The sequence below is a fragment of the Pseudomonas sp. 01L34 genome (assembly GCF_056400265.1).
Map to the genome: position 1 here is coordinate 162,487 of NZ_JBFTSX010000004.1, position 16,427 is coordinate 178,913.

At 60.0% G+C, this 16,427-nt stretch carries 14 protein-coding genes; 8 read left to right on the top strand and 6 right to left on the bottom strand.

What is annotated here, in order from left to right; all coding sequences use genetic code 11:
* The first annotated feature begins 50 nt into the window (after positions 1-50).
* Complete coding sequence (locus AC1DQM_RS12910; protein ID WP_064618838.1) at positions 51-950, top strand: hydroxymethylglutaryl-CoA lyase; 900 nt, start codon at positions 51-53, stop codon at positions 948-950.
* Positions 951-1,561: 611 nt separating this feature from the next.
* Here AC1DQM_RS12910 and AC1DQM_RS12915 read toward each other — a convergent pair.
* Entirely contained in the window at positions 1,562-3,259 is a 1,698-nt protein-coding gene (locus AC1DQM_RS12915; RefSeq protein ID WP_477746291.1) for an AMP-binding protein, read from the bottom strand.
* A 296-nt stretch (positions 3,260-3,555) separates the two neighbouring features.
* Between AC1DQM_RS12915 and AC1DQM_RS12920 the strand changes: the two genes are divergently transcribed.
* Genes AC1DQM_RS12920 through AC1DQM_RS12935 form a run of 4 tightly spaced genes read left to right on the top strand, consistent with a single transcriptional unit; the run spans position 3,556 to position 9,123 of the window.
* Positions 3,556-4,719 carry an isovaleryl-CoA dehydrogenase gene (locus AC1DQM_RS12920; protein ID WP_007940933.1) on the top strand — a complete coding sequence of 388 codons (1,164 nt, stop codon included), beginning with the start codon at positions 3,556-3,558 and terminating at the stop codon, positions 4,717-4,719.
* 12 nt (positions 4,720-4,731) lie between these two features.
* Positions 4,732-6,339: a carboxyl transferase domain-containing protein gene (locus AC1DQM_RS12925; protein WP_064618843.1), complete on the top strand. Its 1,608-nt coding sequence runs from the start codon at positions 4,732-4,734 to the stop codon at positions 6,337-6,339.
* Between the two features lie 13 nt (positions 6,340-6,352).
* Positions 6,353-7,168 (top strand): gamma-carboxygeranoyl-CoA hydratase, encoded by an 816-nt coding sequence (locus AC1DQM_RS12930; RefSeq protein ID WP_007940935.1) that lies wholly within the window; start codon positions 6,353-6,355, stop codon positions 7,166-7,168.
* A complete protein-coding gene (locus AC1DQM_RS12935; RefSeq protein WP_477746292.1) occupies positions 7,168-9,123 on the top strand; it encodes an acetyl/propionyl/methylcrotonyl-CoA carboxylase subunit alpha in 1,956 nt (651 codons plus the stop codon). The genes AC1DQM_RS12930 and AC1DQM_RS12935 overlap by 1 nt, the downstream gene beginning before the upstream one ends.
* A gap of 39 nt (positions 9,124-9,162) precedes the next feature.
* Here AC1DQM_RS12935 and AC1DQM_RS12940 read toward each other — a convergent pair whose 3' ends face one another.
* Positions 9,163-9,828, bottom strand: a complete 666-nt coding sequence (locus AC1DQM_RS12940) for a LexA family protein (RefSeq protein WP_018925457.1) — start codon at positions 9,826-9,828, stop codon at positions 9,163-9,165.
* A gap of 129 nt (positions 9,829-9,957) precedes the next feature.
* On the opposite strand from AC1DQM_RS12940, the gene AC1DQM_RS12945 reads away from it, so the two are divergent.
* Positions 9,958-10,299, top strand: a complete 342-nt coding sequence (locus AC1DQM_RS12945) for a DUF6124 family protein (RefSeq protein WP_018925456.1) — start codon at positions 9,958-9,960, stop codon at positions 10,297-10,299.
* A 487-nt stretch (positions 10,300-10,786) separates the two neighbouring features.
* Complete coding sequence (locus AC1DQM_RS12950) at positions 10,787-11,938, top strand: M14 family metallopeptidase (RefSeq protein WP_018925455.1); 1,152 nt, start codon at positions 10,787-10,789, stop codon at positions 11,936-11,938.
* A 62-nt stretch (positions 11,939-12,000) separates the two neighbouring features.
* On the opposite strand, the gene AC1DQM_RS12955 is transcribed toward AC1DQM_RS12950, so the two are convergent.
* On the bottom strand, positions 12,001-12,447 hold the full coding sequence (locus AC1DQM_RS12955) for a winged helix-turn-helix transcriptional regulator (RefSeq protein WP_026286359.1): 447 nt from the start codon (positions 12,445-12,447) through the stop codon (positions 12,001-12,003).
* A gap of 96 nt (positions 12,448-12,543) precedes the next feature.
* On the opposite strand from AC1DQM_RS12955, the gene AC1DQM_RS12960 reads away from it, so the two are divergent.
* Entirely contained in the window at positions 12,544-13,770 is a 1,227-nt protein-coding gene (locus AC1DQM_RS12960) for an MFS transporter (protein WP_477746293.1), read from the top strand.
* A gap of 101 nt (positions 13,771-13,871) precedes the next feature.
* Here AC1DQM_RS12960 and AC1DQM_RS12965 read toward each other — a convergent pair whose 3' ends face one another.
* From AC1DQM_RS12965 to AC1DQM_RS12975, 3 genes are all read right to left on the bottom strand, one after another.
* The gene (locus tag AC1DQM_RS12965) at positions 13,872-14,417 is read right to left on the bottom strand and encodes a cytochrome b (protein WP_018925452.1); all 546 of its coding nucleotides are present in this window, start codon (positions 14,415-14,417) and stop codon (positions 13,872-13,874) included.
* Positions 14,414-15,505 carry a catalase family peroxidase gene (locus AC1DQM_RS12970; protein WP_477746294.1) on the bottom strand — a complete coding sequence of 364 codons (1,092 nt, stop codon included), beginning with the start codon at positions 15,503-15,505 and terminating at the stop codon, positions 14,414-14,416. Before AC1DQM_RS12970 ends, AC1DQM_RS12965 begins: the two co-directional genes overlap by 4 nt.
* Before the next feature lie 122 nt (positions 15,506-15,627).
* Entirely contained in the window at positions 15,628-16,392 is a 765-nt protein-coding gene (locus AC1DQM_RS12975) for an enoyl-CoA hydratase-related protein (protein ID WP_436275624.1), read from the bottom strand.
* Positions 16,393-16,427 lie beyond the last annotated feature (35 nt).

Here is a 16,427-nt window from a genome sequence, read left to right on the forward strand (position 1 = left end):
CTCCTACAGGGCTCTGTGAACATTCATACAATCTCAACAGGTCGATTCCCATGTCCCTCCCCACCCACGTACGCCTGGTCGAAGTCGGCCCCCGCGACGGTCTGCAAAACGAAGCCCAACCCATCAGCGTCGCGGACAAGGTGCAACTGGTCGATGCGCTCACCGCCGCTGGCCTCGGCTATATAGAAGTCGGCAGTTTCGTCTCGCCCAAATGGGTGCCGCAAATGGCCGGTTCCGCCGAGGTCTTCGCGCAGATCCAGCGCAAACCAGGGGTGACCTATGGCGCCCTCGCCCCCAACCTGCGGGGCTTTGAAGACGCTATCGCCGCCGGGGTCAAGGAAGTCGCGGTGTTCGCCGCAGCGTCCGAAGCGTTCTCCCAGCGCAATATCAATTGCTCGATCAGCGAGAGCCTGGAGCGCTTCGTGCCGATCATGGACGCCGCCAAACAACACGGCGTCAGCGTGCGCGGTTACGTGTCCTGTGTGCTGGGCTGCCCTTATGAGGGTGATGTCAAGCCTGCACAAGTCGCCCGGGTCGCTCGCGAGCTCTATGCGATGGGCTGCTACGAGGTTTCGCTGGGAGACACCATCGGCACCGGTACCGCTGGCGCGACCCGCAAGATGTTTGAAGTGGTTTCGGCCGACGTGCCACGGAAAAAACTGGCCGGGCACTTCCACGACACCTATGGCCAGGCCATGGCCAATATCTACGCCAGCCTGCTGGAAGGCATTTCGGTATTCGACAGCTCCATTGCCGGCCTTGGCGGCTGCCCGTACGCCAAGGGCGCCAGCGGTAACGTCGCCACCGAAGACGTGGTTTACCTGCTCAACGGCCTGGGCATCGAGACCGGGATCGACCTGGACGCCTTGATTCGCGCCGGCCAGCAGATTTGCGCGGTGCTGGGGCGCCCTACCGGTTCTCGCGTGGCCAAGGCTCGCAGCGCACAGTGACAATGTGGATGTGTCCGGGTGTTACCGCGTGTTCTGGAACGTGGGGCGGAAACGAGTAACACGGAAACAAATTGTCAGGTTTGGTACGGATGAAAAAATCTCAAAAAAAACAAAACATTGATTTTAAAGGACTTTTCAAAGTTGGCACGGCTTCTGCTATCTCTATGGCATAACAAGAATAAAAAGCTGCAAACCAATAAAAATAAGACGTAACGACTCTGACATAACAAGAACAACACGGCAGAGACGCAGCTAACAGATTTTTTTGGAGAAGGTGTGCTTTTCAGGGTGCTTTTCGGAGTAACCCGCAACCGGGCAGAGAACAATAAAACTACCTTCAGGTAGCTCCCGAACTGGTTGGATCGCTTGGCGAAAAAGTAGATCAGCGCTCAAAAAAATACGTTTGCTCTTGATCCCGGATGGGGATCGACAAAAACAGCGGTAAAGGGCCACGGTTGCCAAAAACAACAACAGACCGCCCCTCAATAATAAAAAAAGAGCACGTAACGACAAAATTAAAGGGGAGCTTCGGCTCCCCTTTGTGCTTTCCTGCCTTTCTATTTTTCTCGACCCACATGTGGAAGCAGGCTCGCCCCCACACTGGTTATGTGTCAGGCGTTTTTGCTGCGCAGCTCCTCGATGCTGATCTCGCGCATCCGAAACTTCTGGATCTTGCCGGTCACGGTCATCGGAAACTCCTCGACGAACTTGAAGTAACGCGGCGTCTTGAAGTGCGCGATACGCTCCTTGCACCAGGCTTGCAGTTCCTGCTCGGTAGCGCTGTGGCCGGGATGGAATTTGATCCAGGCGACAATCTCTTCGCCATACCGGGAGCAAGGAATGCCGATCACCTGCACATCGGCAACCGCCGGGTGGGTGAAGAAGAACTCTTCCAGTTCCCTTGGGTAAATATTCTCACCGCCGCGAATGATCATGTCCTTGTTACGCCCGGCGATGCACACGTAGCCTTCGTCGTTCATGCTCGCCAGATCGCCGGTGTGCATCCAGCCAGCGTCATCGATAGCCTCGGCGGTGGCTTTCGGGTTCTTCCAGTAGCCGAGCATCACGCTGTAACCCCGAGTGCACAGCTCGCCAATGGTGCCGCGTGGCACCAGATTGCCCGCCTCGTCGATGATCTTGCTTTCCAGTTGCGGCTGGGTGCGGCCGACCGTGGTGACGCGCAATTCCAGATCGTCCGACGGACCGGTCTGCAAAGACACGGGGCTGGTTTCCGTCATGCCGTAGGCAATCTGCACTTCGCTCATGTGCATTTCGCCGATAACCCGACGCATCACCTCGATCGGACACGTCGCCCCGGCCATGATCCCGGTGCGCAGGCTCGACAAATCAAATTCGGCGCGCTTGGGCTGATCGAGCATGGCGATGAACATGGTCGGCACGCCATAAAGCGCGGTGGCTTTTTCTTCGGCGACGGTGGTCAGGGTCAACAGCGGATCGAAGGCATCGTTGGGGTAAATCATGGTGCTGCCGTGGGTGACGCAGCCGAGGTTGCCCATGACCATGCCGAAGCAGTGATACAGCGGCACCGGAATCACCAGCCGATCATCGGCGGTCAGGCCGAGGCTTTCGCCGACCATGTAACCGTTGTTGAGAATGTTGTAGTGGCTGAGGGTCGCGCCCTTGGGGAAACCGGTGGTGCCGGAGGTGTACTGGATGTTTACCGCCTGGTCGAAATGCAGGCTGTCCTGGCGTTCGTGCAATTGCGCGATCGACACACTGGCCGCCAGATCGGCCAATTGCGACCACGGCAGGAAACCCGAGGGTGGCTGCGCATCCAGGCTGATGACCCCACGCAGTTCCGGCAGGCGTTCGCTCTGCAAGCGGCCGATGGATTGCTCCGCCAATTCCGGCACCAACCCTTGCAGCATGCCGTGATAGTCGGAGGTCTTGAAGGCCCCGGCGCAAACCAGCCATTGGCAGCCGGATTGCTTCAATACGTATTCGAGTTCCGAACTGCGATAAGCCGGGTTGATGTTGACCAGGATCACGCCGATTTTCGCACTGGCGAACTGGCTGATGCACCACTGGGCGCAGTTCGGGGCCCAGATGCCGAGCCGGTCACCGGTTTGCAAACCCAGTGCCAGGAATGCTCTGGCGTGCAGATCAACAGCATCCGACAGCTGCTGCCAGGTGTAACGCAGCTGTTGGTGGCGCACGACCAGCGCCTCCCCGTTCGGGTATTGCGCGACGGTGTTATCAAACGCCTGGCCGATGGTCATCGCCAGCAAGGCTTTGTCCTGGGAACCACGGGTATAGCTGCGCTGCGGGTTTGCACTGGGTTGATCCATGACGACCCCTATTGTCTTTATTAGTGGGCTGTACCGGCGACCTGTAGGAGCCGGCTTGTGTGGCGAGGGGCTTGCCCCCGTTGGGCCGCGCAGCGGACCCAAGATCTGCGAGCGCTGCGCACTCGAACGGGGGCAAGCCCCCTCGCCACAGTCTTTCAGAACTGGCTCTACTCTCGCTCAAGTTGACGTTAACGTAAAGGGTGATTGACAGCCATCCGTCACAGGCTTACGTTAACGTAAAGGTGAGAGCTGAATCACTGCCCTCCCCACCCTACAAAAAAGCCAAAAGGTGCCCCATGAGCTACCCATCCCTGAACTTTGCCCTCGGTGAAACCATCGACATGCTGCGCGATCAGGTTCAGTCCTTCGTCGCCAAAGAGATCGCCCCGCGCGCCGCTCAGATCGACATCGACAACCTGTTCCCGGCCGACCTGTGGCGTAAATTCGGCGACATGGGCCTGCTGGGCATCACCGTGCCGGAAGAGTACGGCGGCGCGGGCCTGGGTTATCTGGCGCACGTGGTCGCCATGGAAGAAATCAGCCGCGGTTCGGCGTCGGTCGCGCTGTCCTACGGCGCGCACTCCAACCTCTGCGTCAACCAGATCAACCGCAACGGCACTCACGAACAGAAAAGCAAATACCTGCCGAAACTGATCAGCGGCGAACACATCGGTGCCCTGGCCATGAGCGAGCCGAACGCCGGTTCCGACGTGGTCTCGATGAAGCTGCGCGCCGACAAACGCGGCGATCACTACGTACTCAACGGCAGCAAGACCTGGATCACCAACGGTCCTGACGCCAACACCTACGTGATCTACGCCAAGACCGACCTGGAAAAAGGCCCGCATGGCATCACCGCGTTCATCGTCGAGCGTGACTGGAAAGGTTTCAGCCGCAGCAACAAATTCGACAAGCTCGGCATGCGTGGCTCGAACACCTGCGAGCTGTTCTTCGATGACGTCGAAGTGCCGGAAGAAAACATCCTCGGCGTACTCAATGGCGGCGTGAAAGTGCTGATGAGCGGCCTCGACTACGAGCGCGTGGTGCTTTCCGGTGGCCCGACCGGGATCATGCAGGCCTGCATGGACCTGATCGTGCCGTACATCCACGACCGCAAACAGTTCGGCCAGAGCATCGGCGAATTCCAGCTGATCCAGGGCAAAGTCGCCGACATGTACACCCAACTCAATGCCAGCCGCGCTTACCTGTATGCCGTGGCCCAGGCCTGCGAACGTGGCGAAACCACTCGCAAGGACGCCGCCGGGGTGATCCTCTACAGTGCCGAGCGCGCCACGCAAATGGCCCTCGACGCGATCCAGATTCTCGGCGGTAACGGCTACATCAACGAATTCCCGGCCGGTCGTCTGCTGCGTGACGCCAAGCTGTATGAAATCGGCGCCGGCACCAGTGAGATCCGTCGCATGCTGATCGGTCGCGAACTGTTCAACGAAACCCGCTAAACGGAGCTGTCCATGGCTATCCTGCATACCCAGCTCAACCCCCGTTCGGCGGAGTTCGCGGCTAACAGCGCGGCGATGCTCAAACAGGTCGACGCCCTGCACAGCCTGCTCGCGCAAGTGCAGCAAGGTGGTGGCCCGAAGGCGCAAGAACGTCACACCTCGCGGGGCAAACTGCTGCCCCGTGAGCGGATCAATCGCCTGCTCGATCCGGGTTCGCCGTTTCTCGAGATCAGCCAACTGGCGGCCTACGCGGTGTACGGCGAAGACGTTCCCGCCGCTGGCGTGATTGCCGGGATCGGCCGGGTGGAAGGCGTCGAATGCATGATCGTCGCCAACGATGCCACCGTGAAAGGTGGCTCGTACTACCCGCTGACCGTTAAAAAACACCTACGCGCACAGACCATCGCCCAGCAGAATCGCCTGCCGTGCATTTATCTGGTGGACTCCGGTGGCGCCAACCTGCCGCGTCAGGATGAAGTGTTCCCGGACCGCGAACACTTCGGGCGGATCTTCTTCAACCAGGCCAACATGAGCGCCATGGGCATTCCGCAAATTGCGGTGGTCATGGGCTCTTGCACCGCCGGGGGCGCCTACGTTCCGGCGATGGCCGACGAGGCGATCATGGTTCGTCAGCAGGCCACCATCTTCCTCGCTGGCCCACCGCTGGTGAAGGCCGCGACCGGTGAAGTGGTCAGCGCCGAAGACCTCGGCGGGGCCGATGTGCACTGCAAGATTTCCGGGGTCGCCGACCACTACGCCGAAAGCGATGAACATGCCCTGGCATTGGCCCGGCGCAGCGTGGCCAACCTCAACTGGCGCAAGCTCGGCGAACTGCAACAACGTACGCCGATCGCGCCGCTGTATAGCAGCGACGAGTTGTACGGCGTGGTCTCGGCCGACGCCAAGCAACCGTTCGATGTGCGCGAAGTGATCTCACGACTGGTGGACGGCTCGGCGTTCGATGAGTTCAAGGCGCTGTTCGGGACGACGTTGGTGTGCGGCTTCGCCCACCTGCACGGCTACCCGATCGCGATCCTCGCCAACAACGGCATCCTCTTCGCCGAGGCCGCACAGAAAGGCGCGCATTTCATCGAACTGGCCTGCCAGCGCGGCATTCCGTTGCTGTTCCTGCAGAACATCACCGGGTTCATGGTCGGCCAGAAATACGAGGCCGGCGGCATCGCCAAGCACGGCGCGAAATTGGTGACCGCCGTGGCTTGTGCCAAGGTGCCGAAATTCACCGTGATCATCGGCGGCAGCTTCGGCGCCGGTAACTACGGCATGTGCGGCCGGGCCTACGATCCACGCTTCCTGTGGATGTGGCCGAACGCGCGAATCGGCGTGATGGGCGCCGAACAGGCGGCGGGCGTACTGGTGCAGGTCAAGCGTGAGCAAACCGAGCGCAGCGGGCATCGTTTCAGCGCCGAGCAGGAAGCCGAGATCAAGCAACCGATCCTCGATCAGTACGAAGAACAGGGTCACCCCTACTACTCCAGCGCCCGGCTGTGGGACGACGGCGTCATTGACCCGGCGCAGACCCGCGACGTGTTGGCCCTGGCCTTGTCGGCGTCGCTGAACGCACCCATCGAACCGAGCCGCTTCGGCGTGTTCCGGATGTGATCTGGAGAAAACCATGAGCGACTTCAATACCCTCGAACTGCAGACAGATCCCCGTGGTTTCGCCACCCTGTGGCTCAGCCGAGAAGAAAAGAACAACGCATTCAACGCCGAAATGATCCGCGAACTGATCCTCGCGCTGGACAAAGTGTCGAGCGATGCCAGCCTGCGTTTTCTGCTGATCCGTGGGCGCGGCAAGCATTTCAGCGCCGGTGCCGATCTGGCCTGGATGCAGCAATCGGCCGAACTCGATTACCACACCAACCTTGATGACGCCCGGGAACTGGCGGAGTTGATGTACAACCTCGCCAAACTGAAAGTCCCGACGCTCGCCGTGGTGCAGGGCGCGGCATTTGGCGGTGCACTGGGCCTGATCAGTTGCTGCGACATGGCGATTGGCGCCGACGACGCGCAGTTCTGCCTGTCGGAAGTGCGCATCGGCCTGGCGCCAGCGGTCATCAGCCCGTTCGTGGTGCAAGCCATTGGCGAGCGTGCGGCGCGGCGTTATGCCTTGACTGCCGAACGTTTCGGCGGGCAACGGGCTCGGGAAATCGGCCTGTTGTCAGAGAGCTATCCGATGGCTGAGCTGGAGCAGAAAGTCGATCAGTGGATCGACAATCTACTGCTCAACAGCCCGGCAGCCATGCGCGCCAGCAAGGATCTGCTGCGTGAAGTCGGCAACGGCGCGCTGACTCCGGCGCTGCGCCGCTACACCGAGAATGCCATCGCCCGAATTCGCGTCAGCCCGGAAGGCCAGGAAGGCCTGCGCGCCTTCCTGCAAAAACGTTCGCCCACCTGGCAAGCCGAAATCACCCTCAAGGAGCCGCGTTGATGAGCGCACCTGTTCTCACCACCCTGCTGGTGGCCAACCGTGGCGAAATCGCCTGCCGGGTGATGCGCACCGCCAAGGCTCTGGGCCTGACCACTGTGGCCGTGCACAGCGCCACCGACCGTGACGCCCGGCACAGCCGCGAAGCGGATATCCGCGTCGACCTGGGCGGCAGCAAAGCCGCCGACAGTTACCTGCAAATCGACAAACTGATCGCCGCCGCGAAAGCCAGCGGTGCTCAGGCAATTCATCCCGGTTATGGTTTTCTCTCGGAAAACGCCGGGTTCGCCCGGGCGATCGAGGCGGCGGGCCTGATTTTCCTCGGCCCGCCCGCCTCGGCCATCGACGCCATGGGCAGCAAGTCTGCGGCCAAAGCCTTGATGGAAACCGCCGGTGTGCCGCTGGTGCCCGGCTATCACGGCGAAGCCCAAGACCTCGACACCTTCCGCGATGCCTGCGAACGCATCGGTTATCCGGTGTTGCTCAAGGCTACGGCGGGCGGCGGCGGCAAAGGCATGAAAGTGGTCGAGGACGTCAGCCAACTGGCCGAAGCCCTGGCCTCGGCGCAGCGTGAAGCACAATCGTCGTTCGGCGATTCGCGGATGTTGGTCGAGAAATACCTGCTCAAGCCACGTCATGTGGAAATCCAGGTGTTCGCCGACCAGCACGGCAACTGTCTGTACCTCAACGAGCGTGACTGCTCGATTCAGCGTCGGCATCAGAAAGTCGTCGAAGAAGCACCCGCTCCAGGCCTGAGCCCGGAACTGCGTCGGGCCATGGGTGAAGCCGCCGTGCGTTCGGCTCAAGCGATCGGTTATGTCGGCGCCGGCACCGTGGAGTTTTTGCTGGATGCGCGCGGTGAGTTCTTCTTCATGGAAATGAACACGCGCCTGCAAGTCGAACACCCGGTGACCGAGGCCATTACCGGCCTCGACCTGGTGGCCTGGCAGATTCGTGTAGCCCGCGGCGAAGCGCTACCGATGACACAGGATCAGGTGCCGCTGATCGGCCATGCGATCGAAGTACGGTTGTATGCCGAAGACCCGGGCAACGATTTTCTGCCGGCCACCGGGCGCCTGGCGTTGTACCGCGAATCCGCCGAAGGGCCGGGGCGTCGTGTGGACAGTGGCGTCGAAGAAGGCGACGAGATTTCGCCGTTCTACGACCCGATGCTTGGCAAGCTGATTGCCTGGGGCGAAGACCGTGAACAGGCGCGGCTGCGATTGCTGAGCATGCTCGAGGAGTTTGCCATTGGCGGGCTGAAGACCAACATCAACTTCCTGCACCGGATCATCGGCCACCCGGCGTTTGCCGCCGCCGAACTGGATACCGGGTTCATTCCGCGTTATCAGGAGCAACTGCTGCCAGCACCTTCGCCGCTCAGTGATGAGTTCTGGCAAGCGGCGGCCCAGGCGTTTGCGCAAAGTCAGCCGTCTGTGTTGCGCGCCGATGATCCGAGTTCGCCGTGGGCCTTCAACAATGGTTTCCGTGCCGGATTGCCGACAGAAATCACTTTGCACTTGAGTTGCGAAGGGCAAGACCGGGCGCTGACCCTGGGCAATGCCGACATGCATACCGCACGGCTCAAGGGTGAATACCTGCTGACCGAGCACAGCGGTTTGCGCCGCCAGCACCGGGCTATCCGCCGTGGCGATGCGCTGTATCTGCAATGGGACGGCGAGCTGCGCCGCATCGAGTCGTATGACCCGATCGGCGCCGTCGAAGCCAGTCACAGCCATCAAGGCGGGCTTACCGCGCCCATGAACGGCAGCATCGTGCGGGTGTTGGTGGAGGCCGGGCAAACGGTCGAAGCCGGGGCGCAACTGGTGGTGCTGGAAGCGATGAAAATGGAGCACAGCATTCGCGCGCCCCACACCGGGGTAATCAAGGCGTTGTATTGCCAGGAAGGCGAAATGGTCAGCGAAGGCAGTGCGTTGGTGGAGTTGGAGCAAGCGTGAAATGAAGATCGGTCCTACGCGTTGCGAGGACCGATCCGATTAGAATTTGGCAGTCGCCTGAACCACCACGCCGATGATTCGGCATTCCTCGGTGTAAAGGGCTTTCGGATACGTCGGATTGAGCGGGACCAGGTAACGCTGCCCGCCCTCTTCGATCAGTTTGCGAAAGACCGCCTCGGCGCTGCCGGGCCATTGGGCGATCACCAGTTTGCCAGGCTCCGGCACGATCGCCGGGTCGACCAGAATCAGCATGCCCTCGGCAATGCTCGCTCCCGTAGGGGCGGTCATCGCATCGCCGACCACCACCAGCCAGAACGCCGCGCCCTGTGCGTGGTAATCGGACAGCTCGAAACGTGGCTTGCTGACAGCCAGCGAAGTACCGTAGGTCGATAGCTCGCCGTCGCGCACCTCCCCGGTTTCCCGCCAGTCACTGACCGGGTAGCGAAAGTACGGGTTGTACTTTTGCGCCAGGGAGATCTCCTCATCCTCTGAGGGCAGCGGCTCCCTGATCACCATCGCCACTTCCAGATAGTCCATGCCGAGCGCCCGCAAGACGCGATTCATCTCTGCGATGCCGGGCTGACGACGTTTATTGAGCCAGTGGCCGACGCCACCCTGGGACATCCCGATGCGCTCGGCGAGTATTTCCTGAGTGACTTTGAGTTCACTCATTTTGGCCTTGACCAATTCGATCCATTTATCCATGTGCGGCACGATACGTGGGGTACTCCGACCATCAAAACACAAATTGTAGTATTTAAATTAAAGAAACAAATACAGTAAGTACTAAGCTGGGCTCACGGATTTGATTCTTTCACGGAGCTCGCCATCGCCATGACCATCCCCAGCAATACCTTGCCCGATATGCAAATCGACACCAGCCTCACCTCGCCAAAAGGCTCTGCCGCGGCGCAGCGCGCACTGGACTATTACTTGAAACCAGCTGTGTCAGAAGTAGCCAGCGAAGAACGTTTCTTTGATGTGAACCGTAACATCAGCAGCGAAGAGGCGCTGGTCCATGCTTCGGATCTGCTGCGGTGCGCCGTTGCCACCGCGCATGAGTCAGCCAACCAACTGCAGGGCGCAAGCCGGGATCTGGCGTTTTCGACGGTGCACATGATCGACATGGCCAAGGCGATGGTCGAACGGGCCCTGGAGGGCAATCAGAACAATTGAGGCGGGAGCGCATTGGAGGAGGACAGGAAAATTTTTCCAATCGCGCAGGTAGAAACATTTGACTTGCAAATGATAATGATTATTATTGCATCAACTGGTCGCGAGATCAGTCGATAGGCCAAGAGACCTTAGGTCGGACTCCTGGACTATCTCCTCATCAGGCTAATCACGGTTTTTGACCCGGCTTTTTGCCGGGTCTTTTTTTTGCCAGTCAGGCTGGCTTTGGCTTCAGGCTAATGAAGTCTGTAGGTGCTGCAAAATTCGATTGGCGCGGATGATATCAAAAGAATATCTACTGCCAAGAGAAGCCCGGCAGCACTGGGCCAAACTAACGAAAAATAGCACTTGAGAATCAATTGCGCAGTCTCTAAGCTGCATCGGCGTCAAGGAGGACGCCCCCCCTTTTACCCCCCCGTAATTTCCCCCCGGTTTCTCCCCCTCTTGCGTGTAAAGTAGCAGCCATAAAAATCGTATTCAGGAATTGATTATGGCCGGGGCTAAATCTTCTTTCGACATCAGCGCTAACTTCGACAGCGGCAACATTGATGTGCTGGACATCAGCAATCCTCTGCAAGCATTGCTGGCCATCAGGCCAGACACTCGCAGCCAGCATTTCCAGTGGTTCCATTTCAAGGCCAGCGGCCTGCATGTGGGTCAGGAGCATTGGTTTCGTCTGAACAACGCCAGCAAATCCTCATACAACAAGGCCTGGGATGGTTATCAGGCGGTGGCGTCCTACGACCACGTCAACTGGTTCCGGGTGCCGACCATCTTCGAAGGCGACTGCCTGCGTTTCAGCCTTGAAGCCACTGCCACCCATGCCTGGTTCGCCTACTTCGAACCCTACAGCCGTGGCCGTCACGACTGGCTGATCGAACAGGCACTGACCAAGGCCGGCACCGAACTGTTGGCCACCGGCAAGAGCGTTGAAGGTCGTGACATCCAGTTGTTGCGCAAAGGAACTGGCGGCGAAGGCCAGCGCAAGGTCTGGATCATTGCCCAGCAACACCCCGGCGAACACATGGCCGAATGGTTCATGGAAGGCGTGATCGAACGCCTGGAAAAACATGACGACCCGGTGCTGAATAAGCTCCTGGCCAGCGCCGACCTGTACCTGGTGCCGAACATGAACCCGGACGGCGCCTTCCACGGTCATTTGCGCACCAATGCCATGGGCCAGGACCTGAATCGCGCCTGGCAGAACGCCAGCCAGGAAATCAGCCCGGAAGTGCTGTTCGTTCAGCAGCAAATGGAAAAGTATGGCGTCGACCTGTTCCTCGACATCCATGGCGATGAAGAAATTCCCTACGTGTTCACCGCCGGTTGCGAAGGCAACCCCGGCTATACACCGCGGATCGAAAAACTCGAAGAGCGCTTCCGCAGCCATCTGAAGCACCTGACCAAGGACTTTCAGACCAAACACGGCTACACCCGCGACGAACCGGGCAAAGCCAACATGACCCTGGCCTGCAACAGCGTCGGTCAGAAGTTCGACTGCCTGTCCTTTACCATTGAAATGCCCTTCAAGGACAACAACGACGCGCCGAATGCGCTGACCGGCTGGTCTGGTAAGCGTTCGAAGCAGTTGGGCAAGGATGTGCTGACGACCATTGCCGACATGGTCGATACCTTGCGCTGATCACCCTTGGACAAAAGATCGCAGCCTTCGCAGCTCCTGCAAGGCTGCGATTTTTTGATGTTTTACTCAGCCGGGATCCGCACACAATCCTGGGGCCCCAACAGCCGCCCATCCTCGGCGCGCAATTCCAGCGGCCGCACCGGTCGACCGTTCTCACGATCGACAACCTGCGAATGCGCCTCCCCCGCCTCATAGAAAAACGCCTCGCCCCACTGCCGCAACCCGATGATTAACGGGAACAAGCCTTGGCCCTTCTCCGTCAGCACATATTCCTGATACGCGCTGCCATCCGACGCCGGCACCAGATCGAAAATCCCGTGGGCCACTAATGTGCGCAGGCGTGCCGAAAGAATGTTCTTGGCCATGCCCAGATTGCGCTGGAACTCACCGAAGCGTCGCAGGCCATCGAACGCATCGCGCACAATCAATAGCGACCACCAATCCCCAATCGCATCCAGTGAACGGGCGACCGGGCATTCGGCGCCTTCCATGCTTGTACGTTTAACCATGACCGCGTCCGCCGGCAACCAATGTGGTTGCAATATAAAACCAGACTCCTTACCGTACAACTGGTTTTATATTGAAACCACACAAGGAAGCCTGTGATGAAACCTGACCACCCGTTAAGCGGCGCCGTGGTGCTGCTGTTTGCCGTCGCCTGCGGCCTGGCCGTCGGCAATGTGTATTACGCACAACCATTGCTCGATGCCATGGCCGAAGCCTTCGCCATGGACCCGGCAACCATCGGTATCGTCATCACCCTCACTCAGATCGGTTATGGCGTGGGCCTGTTGTTGCTGGTCCCTCTGGGGGATCTGCTCAACCGCCGCCGATTGATCGTCTTGCAAACCCTGCTGTCGGCACTGGCCTTGTTGATGATTGCGTTAGCCCCGAGCAGCACCTGGCTGTTGCTCGGCATGGCGCTGACCGGATTACTGGCGGTCGTGACGCAAGTCCTGGTGGCCTACGCCGCGACGCTGGCCATCCCGGCGCAACGTGGACGTGTGGTAGGCGTGATCACCAGCGGCATTGTCGTCGGCATTCTATTGGCACGAACGGTGGCCGGCGGCATGGCCGACCTGGCTGGTTGGCGTTCGATTTATCTGCTGTCCGCCGGGTTGACCCTGGTGATGGCGCTGCTGTTGTTTCGTGTGCTGCCCAGGCACGAAGACGCGCGACCGGATAGCGCTTACGGCGCGTTGATCGGCTCAGTCTTCACGTTGTTCAAGGAAGAACCGGTGTTGCGTCAACGGGCCATCCTTGCCCTGCTGACGTTCGCCAGCGCCATGGTGCTGTGGACCCCTTTGGTATTGCCGTTGAGCGCCCCGCCGCTTTCACTGTCCCACACCGAAATCGGACTGTTCGGGCTGGCCGGGGCTGCCGGCGCACTGGCCGCTGCTCGCGCCGGACATCTGGCCGATCGTGGCCTGGGTCAATGGACCAGCGGACTGTCGTTGTTGCTGATGCTCGCCTCATGGCTGCCCATCGCCCTCACTCAATCCTCGCTGTGGGCGCTGCTGCTCGGGGTGATTACGCTGGATCTGGGTTTGCAGGCCGTCCATGTCACCAGCCAGAGCATGATCTACAGCGTGCGCCCCGAAGCGCAAAGCCGACTCACCGCCGGCTACATGCTGTTCTATTCGATCGGCAGCGCCTTGGGCTCTATCGGTTCGACGGCGATGTATGCCTGGGGCGGCTGGATCGCGGTGTGCTGGCTGGGTGCGGGCATCAGCGCCGTAGCGTTGATCTATTGGTGGCTGACGCTCGCCGCCAAAACACCCAACACCTGTGGCGAGGGAGCTTGCTCCCGATCGGCTGCGCAGCAGGCGTAAATCGATCAGACGCAGGAGCGTCTGACCAACCGCATTTGGGGCTGCGTTGCAGCCCCACGGGGGCAAGCCCCCCTCGCCACAGTTATCGGCAGTCCCCCGACTCACCCACGGTCCCTGCCCCGCAACATGCTGTCCAGCACCTCATCGCGGCGCACCCAACCGTGAAACAACGCCGCCGCCAGGTGCAGCAGCACGGTCAGGAACAATAGATACGCCAGATACCTATGTGCCTTGCGCAGGAAGGCAAACACCTGCGCATTCGCCGGCAGGATCGACGGCAGTTGCAACGAGCTGCTGAGCATCACCGGATCGCCAGCCGCCGATATCATCGCCCAGCCCAGCAGCGGCAAAATCAGCATCAAGGCGTACAGCAAGACATGCGAAGCCTTCGCCGCGAGCACTTGCCAACCCGGCAAGTCCGCCGGCAGCGGTGGTTGCCGGGTCGAAAAACGCACGGCCAGACGCACGACCACCAACAGCAGAATGGCGATGCCCAACGGTTTGTGCAGGTGGATCAGCCACTCGTGACGCTCGGACACCGAGGCCACCATGCCGGCGCCGATGAATAGCATCGCGATGATCATCAGCGCCATCAGCCAATGCAGTAGCCGCGCCAAGGGAGCGAAATGGTTCGGTTGAGCGCTCATTGATGAGCCTCCTGCTTGGCGTTAGGCAACTGATTCACTTCGCTGGTGCGACGCAGATAGGAATTGGCATAGCCCGCTGAACGAGCGGCGAGCAACGGGTCGTCGGAGCCTTCGATACCGCTGGGCAATACCAGTGGGTCGTAGTTGATGTCACGGCACTCGCCATTGAGTTGTGGCTGGGTGCTTTCGAGCACCAGCGTGCCGGCGTTCACAACTTTTCGGTCACCGGGCCAGGCCTTGCTCGCGTCGTTGACCGGGTCCCCAGGGTTCGCCAGGGTGATGTTCAACTGCCAACGCAGCGGTCCGGCGGACAAACGCTGAACCAGATCCTTCTCCAGAAAGTCAGCGCCCTCCGGTGCCATCGCGCCCGCCGCATCCTGAGCAACCGGGGTCATGCTCCAACGCACCGCTTGCCGCTGCCCCGCTGCGTTCACCAGGTAAAACGCATTGACGCTGTTATACGTCTCGATCGCATAACTGGCAGAAGGTTTGGCGGTCTTGATCCAGGCAAGAAACGGTGCGGCTTCCGGGTGAGAACCGAAGAACGCCGGCACCGCCGCAGGATTCGGTTTGCCGGTGGCCGGGTCCGGTGACTGCGCTTGTTGCAGCTGATAGAACGCCTCGGGCGTGCCCACCGGGAACACCGGCATGCTGTTCATGCCGGTGCGCCACTGCTGACCGTTGGCCTGGGTAAAGCGCAACGCTAGGCTGCGGATCGGCACGCTGTTGTCCGGTGCGTAAGGGTTGCCGGCAGGCAGCGCGAAACGCCCGACCACCGGGGTCCGCGCTTCATTGAACACTTGGGCGCTGGAATACTCGCGCACCTGGCCGCTGCTCTCGAAATGCCCGATAACGCACACCCCTTTGGCGTGGTTACGACGGAACCCCGGGTGCACGCCGTTGTTTTTCTCCAGCACATTGATCAACGCTTTCGGCGTCAGGCGCTGTGGGTCGAGTGTGCCGTTGACGTAGGCAAAAGCCCCGGCCAGCGCGGCGACCACCACGGCAATGCCGGTCAGGCGCAACGTCAGGCTCGCGGTGCTCAGGGGCGGCCGAGACGGCCCTGTTGTAGATGAGCGATCAACCATGAAAGTCTCCGGGGCCGTAGGCCACAGGGGGAAAGAGCTATGAGACGAACGTCACGTAGGATTATTCCCCCTGAACTGTAGTTTCTTTCAAAGCACCGCTAGCGACGAATCCTCAAGGTTGGTCAAACCGGGTTAAAACTCGGCTCACGCTTCTGCAAAAAAGCCTGCATACCTTCCTGTTGCCCCTGCGTGGCAAACAAACCATGAAACACTCTTCGCTCGAAAAGAAGGCCATCGCGCAATCCTGACTCCAGTGCCCGGTCCACTGCTTCTCGCGCAGCGAGTGTGGCGGTTTTGGCGAAACCGGCAATGATCTGCGCTGCGGCCAAGGATTGCTCCAGCAGATCGCTGGCAACGATTATCCGCGACACCAATCCTGCCCGCTCGGCCTCTTCGGCCGACATCGAGCGTCCAGTCAAAATCATGTCCATGGCCTTCGACTTGCCGATCAGGCGCGTGAGACGTTGGGTCCCGCCCATTCCAGGCATCACCCCCAACCTGATTTCCGGTTGGCCAAAACGAGCGTTATCGGCAGCAAAGATCAGATCGCACATCATGGCCAACTCACAGCCGCCACCGTATGCATAACCGGCAACAGCGGCCAGCTTGGGCGTACGCAACGCGGCAAAGGCTTCCCAATCGGCGAAATAATCCTCATGGACCATGTCCAGGTAAGATTTTCCGTACATCTCCTTGATGTCGGCACCAGCCGCAAAAAAATCCGCTGTCCCGGTGATCACGAAACAGCCGACTCCGGGGTCGCGGTCCAGCCGTTGCAAGGTGTCCAGCAGTTCGCGCATCAGGGCCGAACTCAAAGCATTCCTGGTCTGCGGCCGATTAAGACGAATCAATACGACTCGATCATGACGTTCGATCAATGTGTGCATGGTGATCTCATTAAATAGATGTGAAATGTTTGAAT